The organism is Streptomyces sp. NBC_00846 (genome assembly GCF_045207325.1).
In the GTDB taxonomy this organism is placed as follows: Bacteria; Actinomycetota; Actinomycetes; order Streptomycetales; family Streptomycetaceae; genus Streptomyces.
In genome coordinates this window covers 3,893,481-3,913,888 of record NZ_CP108846.1, presented here as the reverse complement: position 1 = coordinate 3,913,888, position 20,408 = coordinate 3,893,481, and the positions used below count along the sequence as shown (strand labels likewise).

At 67.9% G+C, this 20,408-nt stretch carries 18 protein-coding genes, 1 tRNA gene and 1 pseudogene; 13 read left to right on the top strand and 7 right to left on the bottom strand.

Translation table 11 applies throughout. The features are described from left to right. Positions 1 to 13: 13 nt before the first annotated feature. Positions 14 to 1,564, bottom strand: a complete 1,551-nt coding sequence (locus OG936_RS18005; RefSeq protein WP_406495915.1) for a phage tail sheath family protein — start codon at positions 1,562 to 1,564, stop codon at positions 14 to 16. 233 nt (positions 1,565 to 1,797) lie between these two features. Here OG936_RS18005 and OG936_RS18000 point away from each other — a divergent pair, with 233 nt between their 5' ends. The 3 genes from OG936_RS18000 (at position 1,798) to OG936_RS17990 (ending at position 6,807) form a co-directional block, all read left to right on the top strand. After that, positions 1,798 to 5,655 (top strand): hypothetical protein, encoded by a 3,858-nt coding sequence (locus OG936_RS18000; protein WP_406495914.1) that lies wholly within the window; start codon positions 1,798 to 1,800, stop codon positions 5,653 to 5,655. A 47-nt stretch (positions 5,656 to 5,702) separates the two neighbouring features. Further along, positions 5,703 to 6,401, top strand: coding sequence for a hypothetical protein (locus OG936_RS17995; protein WP_406495913.1), 699 nt, complete (start codon positions 5,703 to 5,705; stop codon positions 6,399 to 6,401). 115 nt (positions 6,402 to 6,516) lie between these two features. Beyond that, positions 6,517 to 6,807 (top strand): helix-turn-helix domain-containing protein, encoded by a 291-nt coding sequence (locus OG936_RS17990; protein ID WP_406495912.1) that lies wholly within the window; start codon positions 6,517 to 6,519, stop codon positions 6,805 to 6,807. Positions 6,808 to 6,875: 68 nt separating this feature from the next. On the opposite strand, the gene OG936_RS17985 is transcribed toward OG936_RS17990, so the two are convergent. The 4 genes from OG936_RS17985 to OG936_RS17970 all read right to left on the bottom strand — a co-directional run bounded on the left by OG936_RS17985 (position 6,876) and on the right by OG936_RS17970 (position 12,629). Beyond that, positions 6,876 to 8,921, bottom strand: coding sequence for an ATP-binding protein (locus OG936_RS17985; protein WP_406495910.1), 2,046 nt, complete (start codon positions 8,919 to 8,921; stop codon positions 6,876 to 6,878). Next, positions 8,918 to 9,724 (bottom strand): DUF4255 domain-containing protein, encoded by an 807-nt coding sequence (locus OG936_RS17980; protein WP_406495908.1) that lies wholly within the window; start codon positions 9,722 to 9,724, stop codon positions 8,918 to 8,920. Before OG936_RS17980 ends, OG936_RS17985 begins: the two co-directional genes overlap by 4 nt. A gap of 28 nt (positions 9,725 to 9,752) precedes the next feature. Further along, positions 9,753 to 11,747, bottom strand: a complete 1,995-nt coding sequence (locus OG936_RS17975) for a VWA domain-containing protein (protein WP_406495906.1) — start codon at positions 11,745 to 11,747, stop codon at positions 9,753 to 9,755. Between the two features lie 255 nt (positions 11,748 to 12,002). Further along, positions 12,003 to 12,629, bottom strand: a complete 627-nt coding sequence (locus OG936_RS17970; protein ID WP_406495904.1) for a response regulator transcription factor — start codon at positions 12,627 to 12,629, stop codon at positions 12,003 to 12,005. Positions 12,630 to 12,840: 211 nt separating this feature from the next. Between OG936_RS17970 and OG936_RS17965 the strand changes: the two genes are divergently transcribed. After that, complete coding sequence (locus OG936_RS17965) at positions 12,841 to 14,175, top strand: hypothetical protein (RefSeq protein ID WP_406495903.1); 1,335 nt, start codon at positions 12,841 to 12,843, stop codon at positions 14,173 to 14,175. 6 nt (positions 14,176 to 14,181) lie between these two features. Here the strand turns inward: OG936_RS17965 and OG936_RS17960 are convergent, their stop codons facing one another. Further along, positions 14,182 to 15,066, bottom strand: coding sequence for a DUF4157 domain-containing protein (locus OG936_RS17960; RefSeq protein WP_406495902.1), 885 nt, complete (start codon positions 15,064 to 15,066; stop codon positions 14,182 to 14,184). Positions 15,067 to 15,296: 230 nt separating this feature from the next. On the opposite strand from OG936_RS17960, the pseudogene OG936_RS17955 reads away from it, so the two are divergent. From OG936_RS17955 to OG936_RS17945, 3 genes and pseudogenes are all read left to right on the top strand, one after another. Further along, positions 15,297 to 15,425: pseudogene (locus OG936_RS17955) on the top strand (Fe-S cluster assembly protein HesB); the annotation flags it as partial. 260 nt (positions 15,426 to 15,685) lie between these two features. Further along, positions 15,686 to 15,982: a type II toxin-antitoxin system VapB family antitoxin gene (locus tag OG936_RS17950; protein WP_072488263.1), complete on the top strand. Its 297-nt coding sequence runs from the start codon at positions 15,686 to 15,688 to the stop codon at positions 15,980 to 15,982. A 198-nt stretch (positions 15,983 to 16,180) separates the two neighbouring features. Then, a complete protein-coding gene (locus OG936_RS17945; RefSeq protein ID WP_406500487.1) occupies positions 16,181 to 16,774 on the top strand; it encodes a LytR C-terminal domain-containing protein in 594 nt (197 codons plus the stop codon). A gap of 58 nt (positions 16,775 to 16,832) precedes the next feature. Here the strand turns inward: OG936_RS17945 and upp are convergent, their stop codons facing one another. Then, positions 16,833 to 17,468 (bottom strand): uracil phosphoribosyltransferase, encoded by a 636-nt coding sequence (upp, locus tag OG936_RS17940; RefSeq protein WP_266747425.1) that lies wholly within the window; start codon positions 17,466 to 17,468, stop codon positions 16,833 to 16,835. 103 nt (positions 17,469 to 17,571) lie between these two features. Here upp and OG936_RS17935 point away from each other — a divergent pair, with 103 nt between their 5' ends. From OG936_RS17935 to OG936_RS17910, 6 genes are all read left to right on the top strand, one after another. After that, positions 17,572 to 17,790 (top strand): hypothetical protein, encoded by a 219-nt coding sequence (locus tag OG936_RS17935; RefSeq protein ID WP_383759878.1) that lies wholly within the window; start codon positions 17,572 to 17,574, stop codon positions 17,788 to 17,790. Between the two features lie 187 nt (positions 17,791 to 17,977). Further along, positions 17,978 to 18,544, top strand: coding sequence for a hypothetical protein (locus OG936_RS17930; RefSeq protein WP_266752317.1), 567 nt, complete (start codon positions 17,978 to 17,980; stop codon positions 18,542 to 18,544). Between the two features lie 177 nt (positions 18,545 to 18,721). Next, entirely contained in the window at positions 18,722 to 19,150 is a 429-nt protein-coding gene (gene tadA / locus OG936_RS17925; protein ID WP_406495900.1) for a tRNA adenosine(34) deaminase TadA, read from the top strand. A gap of 45 nt (positions 19,151 to 19,195) precedes the next feature. Continuing rightward, a tRNA-Ser gene (locus OG936_RS17920) sits at positions 19,196 to 19,280 on the top strand. Positions 19,281 to 19,775: 495 nt separating this feature from the next. Next, positions 19,776 to 19,940 (top strand): hypothetical protein, encoded by a 165-nt coding sequence (locus OG936_RS17915; RefSeq protein ID WP_406495898.1) that lies wholly within the window; start codon positions 19,776 to 19,778, stop codon positions 19,938 to 19,940. A 9-nt stretch (positions 19,941 to 19,949) separates the two neighbouring features. Beyond that, complete coding sequence (locus tag OG936_RS17910) at positions 19,950 to 20,243, top strand: Dabb family protein (RefSeq protein ID WP_406495896.1); 294 nt, start codon at positions 19,950 to 19,952, stop codon at positions 20,241 to 20,243. Positions 20,244 to 20,408 lie beyond the last annotated feature (165 nt).

The window sequence follows — 20,408 nt, the reverse complement described above, 5'->3', positions numbered from 1 at the left end:
CGGCTTCCGGCGGTCATTCGTCGACGCCTCCGGTACCCCCGGTCAGCTGGGAAAGGCGGAAGACGACGAACTCGGCCGGCCTGACCGGTGCCACCCCGATCTCGCAGATGACCTGACCCGCGTCGATGCTTTCCGACGGGTTGGTCTCACGGTCGCACTTGACGTAGAAAGCCTCTTCCGGCGTGAGCCCGAACAGGGCTCCCTTGCGCCACTCGTTGACCAGGAACGCCGAGACCGTGCGCCGGATACGGGCCCACAGGGCGTCGTCGTTCGGTTCGAAGACGACCCACTGCGTCCCGGCGAGGATCGACTCCTCCAGGTAGTTGAAGAGGCGCCGGACGTTCAGGTAGCGCCAGGCCGGGTCCGAGGCCAGCGTGCGCGCTCCCCAGACCCGGATGCCGCGTCCGGGGAAGGACCGGATGCAGTTCAGCCCGATCGGGTTGAGCAGGTCGTGTTCGCCCTTGGTCAGCTGGGTCTGCAGGGCGACCGCCCCTCGTACGACCTCGTTGGCGGGGGCCTTGTGCACGCCGCGGGACTCGTCGTTGCGTGCCCAGACCCCGGCGATGTGACCGCTCGGCGGGACGAGCTGCGCGCGCCCCGAGGAGGGGTCGGCGACCCTGATCCAGGGGTAGTAGAGAGTGGCGTACTTGGAGTCGAAGTTGGCGCGGTCGGTGCGCCAGGCGCGGATCTGCTGCGGGCTGAGCCCGGGCGGCGGATCGAGGATGGCGACGCGGTCGCCCATCAGCTCGCAGTGGCTGATCAGCCCCTGCTGCACGGCGACGACCGACTCCAGGTCCAGCAGCCCGCGTTCGTACGCGCTCATCAGGTCCGGCACGGCGATCGTGGTGACCTCTTCGACGGCTTCGAGCCCGCCGAGCCCGGTCCGGCGGTCGGGATCGCCGACGTACACCTCGGGGGTCAGCGCCCCGGCTCCGGGGGACGCGGGCGCCGCGGGGGCCAGGGTGACGGTCTGCGGCTCCGGCCTGGCGGGCGCGGCGCCTCGCCCGGACTCCCGTATCTCGATGAGCTCCGACTTGGCGTTGACCCGGGTGGCGACGTTCTCCTTGCTGCGCTTGGTCGTGACGCCCGGGTACGTCTCCGCGACCTGCCCGTCCCGCTTCACGATCAGCTGGAATACGTCGGAAGGCGGATCGTCCCCCTCCACCTCGGTCACTTCGACGGTGATCTCACCGGCCGCACCGGGGCGGGGCTTCACCGCGTACGGCCCGAGCTGCGTCTCCGATCCGGCGGGCAGCTGCCCGTCGGCCCCGTGGTTCCCGTCCTCCGCCGGGGGCTCCGTACCGTCACCGATGCGCACCACGTAACAGACGCCGCCGCCGTTGGCGAAGAAGCCGTAGACGGCGGAGGCGAGGTACGTGCCGTCGACGAAGTCACCGAACGTGCCGGCGAACTGGCTCCAGTTCGTGATCAGCGTCGGCTCGTCGAACGGGCCCTTCTGCGCGAAGCCGACGAAAGCGGCGACCGAGGTGCCCACCCCTTCGATCGGCCGGGATCCGGACTCAATCTCTTCGACGTAGACGCCCGGGGACAGGTACGACGGCATGTGAGTCTCTCCTTGGCCGGGGAACGCCCGCAATTCTCGCGACAGCCGCGATCACCGGGAACGGACACACGGCCGCCCGCCCGTGCACCGGCCGCTGCCCGATCAGGCAACGTTTCCGCGCTGTCCGGCCCAGCGGGCGCTGCCCCCGGCCTCGTCCCGGCGTGCTGCGTACGCGATCCACCGCCCCCGCACCCTGGGACGGCGGCAGGGCACATGTACGGTCGGGAGGGCGGATGAAGGCGGTTCCGGAGAAGGATCCCGCCTCTGCTCGTACGGATGTCTCGCGTACGGATGTCTCGCGTACGACGACGGCGCCGGAGCGCCCACTGGCTGACCGCCCCGCCCCCGACCCCCGCAGCCTGCAGCGTCTGCAACGCGCGGCGGGCAACGCGGCCGTCTCCCGCCTGGTCGCCCAGCGCTACACCGCCCCGGTCAAACCCTCCCCCGCCCAGGCCCCCGGTTTCCACAAGGTCAAGGCGGATGTGGCGGCGAAGAGGGTCCGTCTGGCCCACCACGCCCCTGCCGCCACCGAGTCGAAATCGGCACAGGACGCGGCGGTCGCGCCCCCCGATGACAAGGAGGCGCAGGGCAAGGCGGCGAACGCGGAGAAGATGAATGCCGCCAAGCCGGGCGAGTTCAACAAGCAGGCGTTCATCGACGCCGTGAACAAGGCCATCGACGCCCAGGCGCCGAAGAACCTCGACCAGGCCGACAAGTTCTCCAAGTCGGGCAAGGCCGACAAGATCAAGGAAGAGGTCGACGGCAAGGTCTCGGACGGCAAAGAGTCCTCCGCCAAGGACATCGACACCGCAACCAAGGCCCCACCGGACACGTCGGCGGCCAAGGACAAGCCGGTCACCCCGATGACCCCGGACCAGCCGCCCGCCAATCCGGGCGCCCCCTCCGCCACGGACGCCATCCCCGCCCAACAACCCGCCTCCGTGACGGACTTCTCCCAGGGCCCCGCCGAGAACGACAAGGCGATGGCGGACGCCGAGGTCACCGAGGACCAGCTCGCCAAGAGCAACGAACCGGAGTTCAACGAGGCTCTCTCCGCGAAGAAGACGGCGGAAACGGACTCGGCGAAGGCCCCCGCCAAGGGGAAGGCGGCCGAGGCCCAGCAGCTGAACACGGCGAAGGCCGGGGCTGCGGCCTCCGGGGCACAGGCCATGACCGCCCTGACCGCGACCCGCGCTTCGGCGGGCAAGCAGGTCGACGGAGGCAAGGGCGGGACGAAGTCGAAGGACGAGAAGAAGCGCGCCGAAGTCACGGCAAAACTGCAGAAGGTCTACGACGGCACGAAGAAGGACGTCGAGGGAACGCTCTCCGACCTGGACAAAAAGGTCGACACGGCGTTCACCCAAGGAGAGAAAGCGGCCCGGGACGCGTTCACCGCCGACCACAAGCGCCGCATGAAGAAGTACAAGGACAAACGCTACTCAGGGATGTTCGGCCCGGCGAAGTGGGCCAAGGACAAGCTGATGGGCATGCCGAAGGAGGCCAACGACCTCTTCCAGGAAGCACGCAAGCTCTACGTCGCCCAGATGCAGACGGTCATCTCCTCGGTCGCCGACATCATCGGCGCCGAGCTCGGCAAGGCGAAGGCCCGCATCGCCAAGGGCCGTGCGGAGTTGAAGGCCGAGGTCGACAAACTCCCCGCCGACCTGCGCCAGTTCGGCGAGGACGCCGCGAAGGACTTCGCGGGGAAGTTCGACGACCTCGAAGCCACCGTCAACGAGAAGTCCGAACAACTCGTCCAGGACCTCGCCAACAAATACACCGCCGCCCTGAACAAGGTCGACGAGGAGATCAAGAAGCTCCAGGAAGCCAACAAAGGCCTCGTCGACAAGGCGAAGGACGCGATCGTCGGCGTCATCAAGACGATCAACGAACTGAAGAACCTCCTCCTCGGCATCCTCGCCAAGGCCGCCGGCGCGATCATGAAGATCATCAAGGACCCCATCGGCTTCCTGGGCAACCTGGTGTCGGCAGTCGGCGCGGGCCTGAACCTCTTCATCACGAACATCGCCGAGCACCTGAAGACCGGGGTCGTCTCCTGGCTGCTCGGAACCGCGGTCAAGGCGGGCCTCGAACTCCCTCAGAAGTTCGATCTCAAGGGCATCATCCAGCTCATCGGCGCCCTCCTCGGCCTGACCTGGGCCAACATCCGCACCCGCATCACCCGCAAGGGCATCCCCGACCAGGCCATGAGCGCCGTCGAACAGTCCGTCCCCGTCGCCAAGAAACTCGCCGCCGAAGGCCCCGCAGGCGCCGTCAAGGAAATCACCGAGGAAGCCGGCGACCTCAAAGCCACCATCCTCGAAAAACTCACCAGCTACCTCATCCCCACCGTCATCATCGCGGGCATCACCTGGATCATCTCCCTCCTCAACCCCGCCTCCGCCTTCGTCCGCGCCGTCAAAGGCATCATCGACATCGTCACGTTCATCGTGAACCAGGGCGCCCAGATCGTGGAGTTCGTCAATTCGGTACTGGACGCGGTGGTGGCGATAGCCAATGGCGGCAAGGCGGGCGTCCCGAAGATGGTCGAAACGGCGCTCGCGGCGAGCGTCCCGCTATTGATCGGCTTCCTGGCCTCCTTGCTCGGCATCGGCAGCCTGGCCACCAAGGTCAAGAGCGTGTTCCACTCGGTGGCCCGCCCGGTGAACCGGGCGATCGACAAGATCGTGGATTTCATCGCGAAGAAGGGCAAGGCACTGTGGAAGAAACTCAGGGAAAAGTCTGACCGCAAGAAACGAAACACGCAAGAGACGGGGAAGATCAACGAAAAGGGCCCTTCATCCTACCCACCCCCCAAGAAAAACTTCGAGTCGCTCGACAAGGAGGGCCACAAAGTCCAGCTCAACGGGGAAAACGCGGACGCCGATCTTGTCGTGCACAGCACCCCACAAGATATCCAAAAGTACATGCGGGACTGGAAAACCGAATTGGACGCCGCAGGCCCGGATGCCGAAAGCGGGTCTCGCGCCGCACTTTCTGACGTCAAAAAGAATGAGGCAAAAGTCAAGTCACTGAATCGCGCTTTCTTTTCCCAGCCCATGGGATCGCAAGCCAAGCAGGATGCTTACGAAGCCCTCCTGGCAGCCCTTTCCAAATTGGCCCAGGTACTGGCCCGCAGGCCGGGCGCCGCTCCCCCTCTGCCGCCTCCAGTGCTCCCGCCATTCGAAAACGGCGTCCTCGCCCGGCCGTTCAAGTCCAGCTACATCAACAAGGACATCAAGCACGGTAGCGAGGCAGGAACATATAACGGTGCAACCCTGACAGGATGGAACGTAGCCGAGACCTACAACACGGCAGCCGACAATAACGCATGGGTGAAGATGCACTTGCTCCCCGCATTCCTTGGAGGCGACGCAAAGGACTCCAACCTGGTCCCGGCGAGGGGTTTCGTCAATAATCCGCTTTTCCTCTGGGCTGTGGAGAACCCGGCCACGAAGTCCCTCAACAAGGGGGCCACCAGCACAGCACTCGAACGCATGGTTTGGTACAACGTAAACGTCAGCTACTACGCGACACACCCCGGCTTCCCCGAGAGAATAGAGGTCGAGTGGGGTGGCTATGAACACTCTGGTGGAACGTGGACCGAGCGCTCACCTCGGCCAGGCAACGGCCCCAGCTCTTTCGCCGATACACAGGACCCACCTGCGCCACTGACCAACGACGTGCTTCGCATCAACCTGTCAGGAGTGAAGTACATCGTTTACGATTCCCTTGGCATCGGAAGAGCAGATGCGGACGAAATAAAAAAGTTCGTGAAAAAGACCCCACTCATCGACCTCGCTGACGCCATCAGCAAATTTCCACGCCTCACGACACAACTCACAAACGCCCATGCAGCACAACGGCTCAGGTTCGGAGTGGCGCCACATCATGTACTTCGAATCAATGTACCGACAGAGAAGTACGCCACTTTCAGTTCCCTCAACATCGGGAGAGCCGACGCGAAGGCGATAAAAAAACTAGTAGAGAGCACAACCCTCACCCGCCTCTCCGACGCCATCAGTAAATTTCCACACCTCACGACACAGCTCACAAACGCCGATGCGACACAACGACTCAGGTTCGACTGATATCCGCTCGACGGAACTGCCGCACAAAAAGGGAATCGGAGGATGACATGGAAACCGAATTTGAATGCAGGCTTCGCAAGACGGTGGAACAAGTCCAGGCGTGCACGTCCATCCACACGGAGAACTACGACCGCGGACCTGTGGCTATTTACATGGAGCGAGCCGAAGATGCATTTAAGATCATGCGACTGGTCCAGGACATGCCGTTACCTGTCGAATTAACCAGGAATTTTCATCGCTACTCGAACCTCCTTTTCTCCTGGCGCGCCCTGGAGCCATTTGACAAAATTGCAGGAGAATTTCACATTGTGCACCTTGCCGAGGCCGTGGTACGCGGACCTCAGCCCTCGGCTTTTGACCCGGCGACCTCCGAAATAGGGAGACTTGTCGAGGAGTTCAGGATCTTCGAGACCCACCCGGTGGGAGGGACGGGGACATACTCCGCACTGAGGTTCACTCATAATCAGGACTCGCCGGAGATCTGGTATTTCGACATCCGGCAGGGTCCTACTCGGCTCCACATCAGCTACAGCGACTACCTCGACGTCATGTTGCGCACGAGGGGTCTCTACGACTGGCAGTACCTCTTCGCAGAGCCGGACGCAGACAACTATGGAATGTGCGTGTCACTGCCCTACTTGCGCGACGGACTGGAATTTCTCGCACGTGAATTCCCCGATGACGACCTGTCGGAGCTCCGTGACAGACTGGCGGAGCGTACGCGAGTCGCCAACCAGGGTTCGTAAGCTCAGCAACCGCACCCTGGGGCTCCAGGGGTGACGTGGAGTCGGGTGTGGTTGGCACACATGACTCAGCGGCAGAAGGGCACGTCGAACTGAGTATTTTCCATTCTGGGACGAAGTGAAGAATGAGGTCTTCGATGTCGAGGATCTTGAGAAGATCGAGCGCGGAGCCCATCGCATGGTGGCCGAGGCGCGAGCGCATCGACTGGTCGAAATGCGGAAACAGCTGGGTCTGCCCCAGAGCGAGATCGCTGATCGTATGCACGTGCGGCAGGAGCGGGTGTCGGCCATTGAACGTGGGAAGACAACAGCCACGGAGGTTGGAACAATCGCCGCGTACATTGCCGCGCTCGGTGGGCAGTTGGAGATCGTTGCCAACTGCAATGGCTCCCGTGTCGTGATCGCCTGACGCTGTGCCCGACCGGCTCGTCCGGACACAGCAAGCGGATCTCCAGGCGGTCGACAGATGTCGGGCGCTCAGGCCAGCAGCCCCAGATACGGCCCGAACTCCGACGCCAGCGTCAGCCGGCCGAGCTTCTGGTACTCGCGCTGGATCGCGTGGATCAGTGTCGGCATCGTCACCGATTCGCCCGTGTCCGCCGCCAGGTACGCGGCCGTCACCGCGATCGAGCGGATGTTGCCGCCCGCCAGCTCGAAGTTCTCCGCGCAGAAGGGGAGGTCCAGGTCCGTGCCCCGGGGAAGTACCGGGCCGAGGCAGCGCTCCCAGAGGACGAGGCGCTGTTCGGGGTCCGGGACCGGGAAGTCGATGACCAGGTCCAGGCGGCGGGTGAAGGCGTCGTCCAGGTTGGCCCGTAGGTTGGTGGCGAGGATGGCCAGGCCGTCGAAGGACTCCATGCGCTGGAGCAGGTACGCGCTCTCGACGTTCGCGTAGCGGTCGTGGGCGTCCTTCACGTCCGAGCGTTTACCGAAGATGGCGTCCGCCTCGTCGAAGAGGAGGACTCCGTTCACGCCCGCCGCCTCGGAGAAGATCCGTTCCAGGTTCTTCTCCGTCTCGCCCACGTATTTGTCGATCACCGTCGCCAGATCGACCGTGTAGAGGTCCAGGCCCAGGTCCGCGGCTATGACCTCGGCGGACATCGTCTTTCCGGTGCCGGAATCCCCCGCGAACAGGGCCGACACGCCCCGGCCCCTGCCGCCGCCGGGGCGCATGCCCCACTCCCCCAGGACCCGGTCGCGGTGGCGCGCGCGGGCGGTCAGTTCGCGGAGTTGGGCGTGGGTGTCCGGGGGGAGGACCAGGTCGTTCCAGCTGACGGTGGGTTCGATGCGGCGGGCCAGGCGGTCCAGCCCCGCCGCGTTCTGGGCGCGGGCGCCCTGGCGGACGTGGTCGGGGGTGAGGATGCCGCCGTCCAGGTGGGTGGTCTGGGCGGCGCCCCGGGCGGCGCGGGTGATCTGTTCCGGGGTGAGGAGGAACGGCGAGAGCAGGCGGTCCACGTCGATGGTTTCGGGGACGGGGGCGTCGTACGCATCGGTCCAGAGGGCGGCCCGGGTCGAGGGTTCCACGCGGGGGGCATGCAGGAGGAGCGGCGGGGCGGCGGACCAGGCCGCGTCCCAGGGGGCCCGGCCCACCAGGATCGTGGGGACCGGGGTGCCGGTGAGGAGCCGGAGGAGCTCCGGGTGTTCACGGCAGACCGCGTCGAGCGGTGCGCAGACAAGGCCGGCGCCGGTCAGCCGGGCATCGCGGACCAGGGAGCGGACGGCCTCGGCGGGGGCCGGATCCTCGGCCAGTCGCGCCAGGTCCAGGCCCAGGACCCGGTGGCCCGCGTGGGTCAGCGCGGAGGCCGCGAGCGCCGTGCCGGCGCCGCCCTGGTCCTCCCGGAGGTAGGCGAGCGGGGCGCCCCGGGCGAGGGCCGCGGCGAGCGGGGCCGGGTCACCGACGCCCGGTACGGCGTGCCAGGGAGCGAGGAGTTCCGCCAGGCGCGGGTCGGGGGTGTCGTCGCCCAGGAGGTGCGCGGTGACCCGGTCGGGGACGCGGAGCGCACGGCTCAGGAACGGGCGGTCCAGGTCCTCGGCGAGGAGGAGACGGCCCTCGCGGAGCGGCGCGCGGGCCGACAGCCGGCCGCGCGCCACCTGGTCGGCGGGGGACAGCCCGCAGAGCCCCAGGGCCAGACCGATGGACGGGCGGCGGCGGGTGACGTCGTCGTTCAGGTAGCCGTAGAACGCCTCGAAGCGGTCGTCGAGATCCGGTACGAGCGCGATGAGGAGGATCTCGATGTCGAGCGTGGTGAGACCGAACTCCCCTGTCAGGGAGGTGAGCCTGGAGCGCTCGGCCGACGTGTCGTCGTCATCGGGAACGGAGAACGGAACCGGGTACGGGAAGGCGCGGGCCTCCTCCTCGTCCAGCAGGCGGGCGATGTTCTCGTCCGTGAGGTAGAGGCCGCGGAAGGCGTCGTCCGGGTCCGGGTCCGTGCGCTGCCGGGCCTCGACCGCTCGGCGGATGCGCTGCTCCACCGCTACGGCGCGGGCGAGGAGATGACGCAGATTCGGGTCACCCGCGGTGGTCATTCGGCGCCGTCCCCCGTGTTGTCCTCGGCGTGGTCTGCCGTGCCGCCCCGCATGCCCTCCGAGGCACCGGCCGCCTTGCGGGTCTCGGTGATGCGGAGGGACAGGCCGCGCCGCCGTCCCGCGTCGGGGGTACGGGGAACGCCCCGGCCCGGCCGCCCCGGTCGGCCTCCGTACACCGGAAGCCCGCCGCGCCCCGGCATCGGTTCCGACAACGGCTCGGCTTCCTCGGGTACGTCCCCGAAGCGGGCCTGCAACCCCTCGTCCCCCACCGGCGGGCCGACCACATAGCTCGGAGACGCCGTCACCGGCACGCTGACGACCAGGTCGAGCGAGGGCTTCAACTCCCCTCCCAGCGCGCTCCACACATCGGCGAACGAACGGTCCTCCGGCGGCGGCAGCGCGATAGACATCGGTACGGGCGCCCCGATCTCGGCCAGGGTGCCCGCCAGCCGCTCCGGCGGCAGCGCCTCGTAACGCAGCAGACAGCCGAGCAGCGAGGAGAGCAGCCGGTGCTCGTCCTCCGGGCGCTTCGTCCATGCCGTGATCAGGTACGACAGCTTGAAGAACCGGGGTGGGCGGCGGCGCGCGACGATCGTGCCCCGCTCGTCGTAGTCGTTGTGCAGCCCCCGCTCGCGCCTGCGCATGTCCTCGCGGATGTCGTAGAGGTAGAGGTTGACCATGGGGGCGTTGACCTTCGCCGCCCACTCCCGGGTCGGGGCGTCGAAGACCACCGCGATCTGGCCGCCTTCGAGCACCTCCGCCCTGATCAGGGCCCGCAGTACGTCGTCGACCTCGTGGATCACCCGATCGCTCCCGTACGGCCGCCGGCGCTCATGCGCGGCCCGCGAAGTCCGGTGGCTGGAGATTCCGCTGGACCACCAGGACCGGTTTCTGCAACCGGTCGATGTCGCCGGTGTCCACCCGGAGCTTCCGGGGGCCGAGTTTGTCCTTGCGTAGGACCGGGACCTGGACCTCGAAGGTGCCGTCGCGGCCCACGACCACACCGGACATCTCCGCAGTGATCCCGTTGTTCCACGTGAAACGTACGGTCTGCCCCGGCGGATAGTCCTTGCCACGTGCCAGAACCACTTGGCCCGGTTTGGCGACCTGCGGCGTGACGGTCAGCGAGGGCTTCAGGACGCGCAGTCGGTCGGTGTCCTGGTTGTTGGCTTTCCGGCGGTCGGGCAGGGTGCCGCGCACCGTGGCCCGTACGTCTCCGGTGACCGCGGCCCGGTACCTCGCCGTCTGGGTCACCTCGATACGGCCACCGGCCGGGATGGTGCACGGTTCGGCCGCCGTGCAGCGGGTCAGGGCGGGCAGCCTGCGGTCCTTCGCCCTGGACGGTTTCGGCCAGGTGGAACCGATGACCACGCCCGTCGCCGCGTCCGGACCCGCGTTGGTAATGGTGAAGCGGGCGCCGGCCGGGCGGCCGGTGTACGTACGGTCCGGGCTGACGTCGACCTTCATCGCCACATCCGCAGAGGGCGGGACAGGGGCCTGAAGGACCTCGATCTCCGCCGTGTCCGTCCCCGTATTGCCCGCCGAGTCGGTCGCCGAGCAGGTCACCGTGGTGCGGCCGACCGGGAAGAGCGAGCCGGAGGGCGGGGTGCAGGTCACCGGGAGCGTGCCGTCGGTGGCGTCCTGGGCGGTCGCGCCGTACGTCACGCGCGCGCCCTTCTTGTCCTTGGCCCGGACGGTCAGATCGTCCACGGTGACGACGGGCGCGTCGATGTCGTTCACATCGATGTTGATCTGCTCCTGGAAGTCCGGATCGACCACCGCGGCCGGCCCGATCGTTTCCGTGCCCGGGGGCTGGGTGCCCATCAGGAACTGGACGGTGCAGGTCAGCCGGGTGCCCTGGGGAGCGTCCGCGGAGACGTCGATGTTCTCCGCGAAGTGCGCGGTGTTCCCGCTGGTGACCTGCTGGGTGGGCGGGTCGAGGCTGACGGACAGGTGAGGGTCGCAGTTGTCGAGGCGGTAGCCGACGGAGGTGGGGAGGTTATTGAAGCCCTCGATGATGGCTTCGGTCACTCCGTCCCCGGGAATTCCGTTGAGCATGCGACCGTTGGTGGCTGCAGTGATCCGTTTGGCCTGGTCGGGCTCGTGGTACGGGTCCTGGTAGGTGGGGCTGCTATATCCGTCGCCATTGAGTCCGTCACCGTTCTCGGTCGTCACGTCGACGGCGATGACGCGAACGCCCTTGTCCTGGAGCGCGAACACCGCTTCCTCATACGGGATCTTGTTGCTGGGGTTGTGGCTCGACGCGTCACCGACCAGGACGACCACAGGGCTGGCGCCGTCCCGGAAGACAGTTTCGCCGTCCGCTCCGTTGGCCACCTTCCACAGCGCGTAAATCCAGTCCTCGGACGGCCCCTTGCTCCTGTAGCCACGTAAGGTGTTCAGCTTGTCGACACCCTCCTTCTGTACGTTGTCCAGGTTTGTCGTCAGTCCTTGGAGGACAGCGAACTCCGCTGTCGGGTCATCCTTCTCGTCGCCATAGGTGGCCACCGCAAAGCGCGAATCCTGCTGCTGTTCACGGACCTTCGCCGTGATGGACTTCAAGCCCTTCTGCACATCGCCGATCGGGACTTTCATGCTCCCGGTGCCGTCCACCAACAGCACCACATCCGGCTTCGGCGGAATCGCGGGCGTACGCACCTGCTTCGCCACACCGGTGGAACCACCGGGGTCGACCGCGTCGGTGAACTCGGCAGGGGTGACCCAGGGCTCGGGCACCGCCACTGCCGGCGCCTCGGCGGTTACGGCCGAGCCGGGGGCGATGCCGGTGGCCACGAGGAGAAGGGCAAGCGCCGGAACACGGAGCATCGCGAGAGTCCTGAGAGTCCTGCGCGAAGCGGAGGACCGGGGCCGGGCGACCGGACCCGTCCGTGACCGCGGTACCCGCTGAAGCGGCTGGAACCAGCGCACGGAAGTCCTCCCCACCCTCGGCCGATCGGTGTACCGGGTCACGGTCCCCTACGCACGGCCGACCCGCAGCGGTACGGAAGTCACACCCTCGGGAAGCCCCCACTGCCCTTTCGGGCAGCCACCTCATCCGCCGGACACGGGCGTACGGACCGCTCAGATCAGCCCTTGCCGCATCGCGTACGCCACCGCATGCGACCGGTTCCGCAGTTGCAGCCGGGTCATCACCGAATGCAGCACGTTCTTGATCGTGCGCTCGGAATAGGCCAGCTTCGTCGCGATGTCGGCGGTGTCGTACCCCTCCGCGACCAGGCGCAGCACATCCACCTCCCGCGCCGCGAGACCGGTGAAGTGCAGTCCACGCGGACCGAGCACCTGCCCCTGGAGACGTCCGACCTCCTCCAGCAGCCTGCCCAGCAGGTCGGACGGGAGATGGCCTTCGCCCCGCGCCACCGTTCTTATGACCTGGACCAGATGTTCCGGAGTCGACTCGGAACGCCTGACCACACCGGCGACACCGCACTCCGCGGCGCTCACCAGCTTCTGCTCGTCGATGTCCGTGGTGACGAGGACGGTGCGCGAGGTGCTGGTGCGCTGGATGTTGCGCAGCATCGTCAGCACCTCGTCATCGACCGCGTCCACGACGACGACCACGATCTGGGGCGAGGAGTCACCCTCCCCCCAGTCCGTCACGCTGACCTCCGGCCGGGTTCGCAACTGACTGGCCACGCCCGCCTGCGAGATCGGATCCTGGGCCCGTAATGCGACAGTGGTGCGCTCCATGGCAATGCTCCCCCTGGGCAACAGCCGATGGCATCACACTGAACACAACCATCACGGCTGTTCTTGTGTGCCTCATTCGTCTTGAGGCGGTCAAACGATTCCCGCGTATACCTACAGGGAAACAAAAAAGCCGATCCGGGCACAGAATCTGCCCGGAAGTGTTCCTTCACGGCCGATGTCGGCGTTCGGCGCCGACCCTACGGTGCGCCCTATGAGTCTCACGGCAAGCCTCGACGATTCGTCCGTCACTGCCGCACCGGGCGAGGAGACGGTCCTCCCCCTGCGGATCCTCAACTCCGGCAGCACCGTCGAGGAATACCGCTTCGAGGTGGTCGGTGCCTGTGCCGCCTGGTCGACGGTGGAGCCGGCGAGCCTGTCGCTGTATCCGGGCGACACCCAGGCCGTCTCTCTCGTCCTGCGTCCGCCCCGCGACTCGACCGTACCCGCGGGGGAGACGCCCTTCGGGATCCGGGTGGTGCCCACCAGCGAGCAGGGCGACACAGTGGTGCCCGAAGGGCGGGTGACCGTACTCCCGTTCACCGAGACGACCGCCGAGCTGGTACCGCGCAGCTCGCACGGCGCGTGGCGCGGCCGGCACCAACTCGCCGTCGACAACCGGGGAAACACGCCCGCGACCGTACGGTTGGGGGCCCAGTCGGGTACGGAGCGGACCCGGGTCACGTTCGCGACGGACACGCTGCAGATCGCGCCCGGCCGGGCGGAGTTCGGAAAGCTGCGGATCCGGCCGGCGAAGCGCGTGTGGCGCGGCACGCCGGTCACGCATCCGTTCCAGGTCGTCGCCACGCCGGATGTAGCGGAGGGGCAGGATCCGGTCGCGCCGGTGGTCCTGGACGGTTCGTACCAGCAGGATCCGATCCTGCCGCGCTGGCTTCCCCGGGCCCTCATCACCGCGGCTGTACTGCTGATCGCGCTGGTCGGGCTCTGGTACGCGCTGCTGCGACCGGCCGTGAAGTCGGCGGCCCGGGAGGCGGTCACGCCGGAAGCGGTACGGTCCGCCGCCGCGGCCGACAAGAGCAACGCCCCGAGCCCCGGCCCCACGGCCGGGGCGGATTCGGGCGGCGGCGACTCCTCCGGTGCGAACGGCGCCTCACCGAAGCCGAGTACCTCGCCGAACCCCGGCGCGTCCGACGGCACCTCCGACGGCTCGGCGGCCGCCGCCCCGACCAGTGCGCAGGTGCAGGTCAGGGACTCGGTGGGCGGGGGGTCGAACACCTCGGCGGCCCTGCAGGTGCCCGCCGGGCACACCTTCCAGCTGACCGACATCGTGGTCCAGAACCCGCAGGGCGACGCGGGCACGCTCGTGGTCTCCTCCGGGCGGGACGCGCCCGTGCTCCGGCTCGCGATGGAGAACTTCCGCGACTCCGACTACCACTTCGTCACGCCGATCCTGGTGCCCGCCGGTGGCAAGGTCACGATGACCGTCGACTGCCGGAAGGTGGGCAAGCCGGTGAACGCGCCGACGCCTTCGCGGTGTGCGGAGTCGCTGTTCCTCGGCGGCACGATGCGGACGGACACCGCGGGCTGACTCCGGTCAGGCGGGCGGGGCCTCTTCCTCCTCCTCGGCCCCTTCCTCCGCCCGTTGGACGAAGGAACCCTGTACGTCGGCGGGTTGCTCGTCCTCGTCCTCCGTCGCCTCCCGCTGCACAGCGGGGGACGACGCGGCGGGGGACACGTCATGCCCGACCGCGCCGGTCGCAGCCGCCTGAGCCGAATCCGACGCCGGACCAGACGCCGAATCCGATACCGAATCCAATGCCGAATCCGATGCCGGAGCCGGGTCCGACAGCACCCGGTCGGCGTTCGCGACGGCCTCCCGCTCGAAGCGGTCTGACGGGTCGCTCACCCGGATACCGCCCGGCGCCTCCGTGCCCTCCACCGGGCCGTTGCGCTGCTGGATCACATGGGTGAGCTCATGGGCGAGCGTGGTACGGCCCTGTGTCGAGGACGGATCGTACGCGTCACGCTGGAAGACGACGTTGTTGCCGACCGTGTACGCGTGGGCGCCCACGCCCTTCGCCGACTCATGCGCGGCGGAGTCGGTGTGGATGCGCACATCGGAGAAGTCCGCGCCCATCCGCCCCTCCAGGTCGGTGCGGGTATCGGTGTCCAGAGGCTGCCCGCCGCCGGACGAGATCACGTTGTGCACGGGGGAGCGCTCGTCCTCCTCCTGCCTCTGGAGCATCGATCCCACGGCGCTGTTGCCGACCGCCCGTTGGAGCACGCTCATGCCGCCGGTCCCGACCACGTCGGCCCGCCCGGCGGCCGCCGCACGGTAGAGGTGCGGGGTGTCCGCCGCGTCCCGGCTCTCGGCCGCCCTCGACTCGCGCTGGGTGTCGTCGTGCACCTGCTCCTGGCCGTGCCCGTGGTCACGCTCGTGGTCGTGTTCCTGGTCCCATTCCGGTGCGTGCATCGTCATCTCCCCTGACCGCGCCCCGGTCGAAGGCGCGTCGTGATGGCCCCACCACTCCACCTTCACGACGTGCCGGTGCCTCGTCCAGCCCGGATCCCGCCGGCCGGGGGCAGCCGCCGCTGCCCCTTCGGGCACCCGGGCTCTCCGGGTGGCCCAGCTCGCCGCTCTGGTCGGCATGCTGATGGACCAGCAGGTACCGATGGAATGGGCCTTCTCCGGCCCGTACACCCTGGCCGTACGGCGAGGCGGGTTCGCACCGGTCGGTCGCCGACATCACCGGCCCGGAATCACTCGCCGAGGTCCGCGCGTACAAGCAGCAGGCCAAACAGGCGGCCAGGGCGGCCGAACGCGCAGCCGACAAGTAGACGACACCGACTGGGCAACACCAGGCCGACGACACCGAGTCGACGACACCACGCAGACGGCGTACCCGTCGGCGATCTCCCGCGCCTGCGCCGGCGACACTCCGGCGCCGCCGGTGTCCGAACCCGCGCCTCCACCCGTGCTGGCGCTGTCACTCATCACGGCCCCTATTCCGGAATGCCTGGGTTTATGGCGTTATCGCCAGCATCGCAGTCCTGCCCCATGGCTGCGCCCGGAGGCTCTTGCCCGGTAGGCTTTCCGTGTGATCTTCAAGCGCATCGGAAATGGGCGGCCTTATCCCGACCACGGCCGGGAAAGCACCCGGCAGTGGGCGGACGTCGCGCCGCGGCCGGTCCGCCTCGATCAGTTGGTGACCACCAAGGGCAACCTGGACCTGGAGACCCTCCTGGCCGAGGACTCGACGTTCTACGGCGACCTCTTCGCGCACGTCGTGAAGTGGCAGGGCGACCTCTACCTGGAGGACGGACTGCACCGCGCGGTCCGCGCCGCGCTTCAGCAGCGCCAGGTACTCCACGCCCGGGTACTCGAACTCGGCTGACGAAGGCTCTCGGGCGATCCGGGCGATCCGCGGACACCCTGCGGATTCCCGTACGGACCCGTAGGCCCTTCGGACGGCTCGCGCCGGGTTCGTTCGGGTGCTTTCACACCCGGACGGGTGCGATCCATTGATCATTTAGTAGGCATCATCACCGGACCGCACTACGCTGCGCCCATGAGCATGCTCACTCCCCCCGGCATGGGCGGAAAGTACCGCATCACGGGCGACAAGTACCCGCGCATGAGCCGCCCCAGGCGTCGCGGCAAACTGATCCTCGCTGCCACCGCTTCCGTGGTCACCCTCGGGCTGGCCGGATGGGGCACGCTGCAGCTCATCGACGTCTTCACGGGCGGCAACAGGCAGGCCAACGCCGCCGACCACAAGACGGACTGCTCGTCGGCCAAGCCGTCCACACCCGCGAAGGCGTTGCCGAAGCCCGCGAAGATCACCGTCAACGTCTACAACGCTACACCGCGCAGCGGCCTCGCCAAGAAGGCCGCCGACGAGCTGAAGAAGCGCGGCTTCACCATCGGCGAGGTGGGAAACGCCCCGGCCGCGTACGACAAGAAGGTCGCCGGCCCGGGGGTGCTGCTCGGCGCTCCGTCGGCCACGAACGGCTCGTTCCCGGTCCTCGGTACGCAGTTGCAGGGGGCCGTCCTCAAGACCGACGCCCGCAGAACGGCGGACGTCGATCTGATTCTCGGTACGAAGTTCACGGCGTTCAGCACGCCCCAGTCGGCCGCCGACGCGCTCACGGCCCTGACGAATCCGTCCCCGGCGCCGTCCTGCTGACGGCTGCCGGGCCCGGCAGCCGTACCCGACCCGCTCGGGCCCGATCCGGACGACGGTCCTAGCCGACCGTGCCGTACATCCGGTCGCCCGCGTCACCGAGACCCGGGACGATGTAGCCGTTCTCGTTGAGCCGCTCGTCGACCGAGGCGGTGACCACGGTCACCGGTGTACCCGCCAGCTCGCGCTCCATCACCTCGACGCCCTCGGGCGCCGCGAGGAGCACGACCGCGGTGACATCGTCCGCGCCGCGCTTGATCAGCTCCTGAATGGCCGCGACCAGCGTGCCTCCGGTGGCCAGCATCGGGTCCAGGACGTACACCTGGCGGCCCGAGAGGTCCTCCGGCATCCGCGTCGCGTACGTGGACGCCTGGAGCGTCTCCTCGTCCCGGATCATGCCCAGGAAGCCCACCTCGGCGGTCGGCAGCAGCCGCACCATGCCGTCGAGCATGCCGAGACCGGCCCGCAGGATCGGTACGACCAGCGGCCGCGGGTGCGACAGCTTCACACCGGTCGTCGGTGTGACCGGTGTCTCGATGTCGACCTGTTCGGTGCGCACATCCCGGGTGGCCTCGTAGGCGAGCAGGGTGACCAGTTCGTCGGCGAGCCGCCGGAAGGTCGGGGAGTCGGTGCGCCTGTCGCGCAGGGTGGTGAGTTTGTGCGCGACCAGTGGGTGGTCGACGACGTGGATCCGCATGGGCTCAACAGTAACCGGGCCTCTCGCACCCGTGCGCTGGCATCAACCGCATGTTCGGAGGGAAGGTGGTGGCATACGGACCCAGCCTTGGGGTGATGAGCCGATGCCGGACGGGGAACAGCGGGAGCGGGACCAGCCGGACACGCCGGTCCCGCAGAACGCCGAAGACCCGCGGGAGACCGAGACGGCGCGCCGCAGGCGGCGCGCCCAGTTCCTGCGCGAGCTTCATGAGGCGAAGGCGCTCCGCGACCGGGTCCAGCCACGCCGGGCGCGAGCCGCCCGAATGCGCCAGGCCATGCGGATGCGAACCTTCCGTTGGTAGGTCGGACGGCGGCCCGGCGTCCCCCTGGTGGCGGCGTCCAGGAGAACTGATGGCCGACGCAACGGCCGAACTCCTCTCGCAATGGCCTTGTTTCTGCCACGATTCCGATGGGCGGGACGCAGGACAGCCGGACCACCGACTGCCCTCCCGCCGGACCGACACCCCTATGACCAGTGGGAGAGTCACGGTGTACTTCGCCGCACTGCTCGCGCGCACCGAAGACGGGTGGGAAGCGAGCGACACGGAACTCGACGATGTGGAGACCCTGTCCGACCTGACGGATCTGGCCCGCGCGGCCTCGGTGGACGAGGACACGGTGCTCGTCTTCATCGAGCAGGAGGACGCCTGGTTCGGCGTCGTCCGGGTGGATGGTGAGGAAGACCCCCGTATCTTCGTCTCCGATGCCACCGCCGCCGCCCGCTCCTCGTACGGGGAGATCCTGCTCACCGATGAACTGCTCGGCCGCGAACCCGGGGCCGACGACACCATTGCCGCCCTCGAAGAGCTCGTCGGCCTCGACGGTACTGAGGACGACGAACCGGACATCACCCCCGACAACGACAACGACGACACCAACGACGATGACGACGACGGACTCGATGCCGACGCCGTACCGGCGGGCCCGCTCGGTGACACCGGGGTCCTGGCCGACCTCGGGCTCCCCGAGGCGGAGCTGCTGATGCTGCGTACGGACGCACTGGTGGAGATCGCGGACGCGCTGGGTGCGGCCGAGGTCATGGAGGCCGTCCGTTAGGGTCCGCGGGTGAGCGAACCACCGCACCCGCAAGGACCACCGGCACCGCGTGAACCACGCGAACCGCGCGAACCATGTGAACCGCGTGAGCCATGCGAACCGTGCGATCCCACAAGAGGCCCGCACGACCCCGTAGAAGATCCGCACGATCCCGTAAGAGAGCCGTGGCGGGCGCACATGCGCCACGCCCTGGCCGAGGCCGACCTGGCGGCGCGGGCCGGCGATGTGCCGGTCGGCGCCGTCCTGCTCGGCCCGGACGGCGCCCTGCTCGCCACGGGGCACAACGAACGCGAGGCGACCGGCGACCCGACCGCGCACGCCGAGATCCTCGCCCTCCGCCGCGCCGCCGCGGCGCTCGGCCGGTGGCGGCTGTCCGGATGCACCCTGGTGGTCACCCTGGAGCCCTGCACGATGTGCGCGGGCGCGCTGGTCCAGGCCCGCGTGGACCGGGTGGTCTACGGGGCGCGCGATGAGAAGGCGGGGGCGGCGGGCTCGCTCTGGGACGTCGTACGCGACCGCCGGCTCAACCACCGTCCGGAGGTGATCCACGGAGTGCTGGAGGACAGCTGCGCCGACCGGCTGACAGCGTTCTTCCGCAACCTCTGACATTGGATTTCTGTCCACGCCCCGGGATGGTCTAAGCTCTCTCTCGGTAGCGTGTCCGAGCGGCCGAAGGAGCTCGCCTCGAAAGCGAGTGTGGGGAAACTCACCGAGGGTTCAAATCCCTCCGCTACCGCTCTTGTGAAGGGCCCGGCGCATCGCGTCGGGCCCTTCGAGTTTCCCGCACCGCCTCACATCGCCTCGCGCCGACGCGTACCGACGCGCCATACGCACGCGGACCGGCTGTGGTCCCGGGCGCGACGGTCGTCGCAACCGGGACCACAGCCGGTCCGGGAAGTCCTGGTCGGGGGAAGCGGCATCGGGGGGACAAGCCGCTTCCCCCGAGGGAGAACAGGCCGTTCAGGCCCTCGCAGCGGTCAGGGGAAAGCTCGCGGCGAGGACCCCACAGTGACGTCCTGTCCCTCACCCCTCGGAATTCCTGTCGGATCCGCGGGGCTCACCCTCCATCCTGTGGCCTCACAGAGGCCTCAGGAGAGGGCAAAGGGCCCCGATGACCGGGCCCTTGGTCCTTAAAGGCCGCGTGAGTGGTCGCAAACAACAGAGGGATACGGCCATCTGTGCGGATAGAATCGCCCGACTGCACAGGGGATCGAAGGGGAAGCAGGGGTTGATGGTGCAAGCGAAGAAGATAGCTCTCATCGTGGTAATCGTCTTCGTTATGTACACGATCATCGCGTCCCCGGAGCGGGCGGCGGATCTCGTCCAGGTAGGGTTCGAGGGCGTTTCGAGTGCCGCGCAGAGCGTCGGGGACTTCATGTCCGCGCTTGTGAACTAGGAGTACCCCGTGATCCGCCATCTGGTCCTCTTCAAGCTGAAGGACGGCGTCGAGCAGGACGACCCGCGGGTCGTCGCCGGGGCGCAGGCCTTCCGGGATCTGGAGGGGCAGGTCCCCGAGCTGGAGTTCTGGGAGTGCGCCTGGAACATCACCGACCGGCCGATCGCGTACGACTTCGCCATCAACTCCGCGGTCGCCGACGAGGACGCCCTGAAGCGCTACATCGAGCATCCGGCCCATCAGGCCGCCGCCGGCCAGTGGCGCGCGTTCGCCACCTGGGTGATTGCCGACTATCCGTTCTGATCCGCCCGCTCCGCCTGCCGTAGCCGGTCCCCCGAGCCCCTCACCATTGCGGTGAGGGGCTTTTTTTAGTGTTTAAACCAAGTTGACCCCAACACGACGTCGTACGGTGCTTGCACACAGTGGACATGTCTTGTGATGCTATGACCGCTTTTGACGGATGAATTG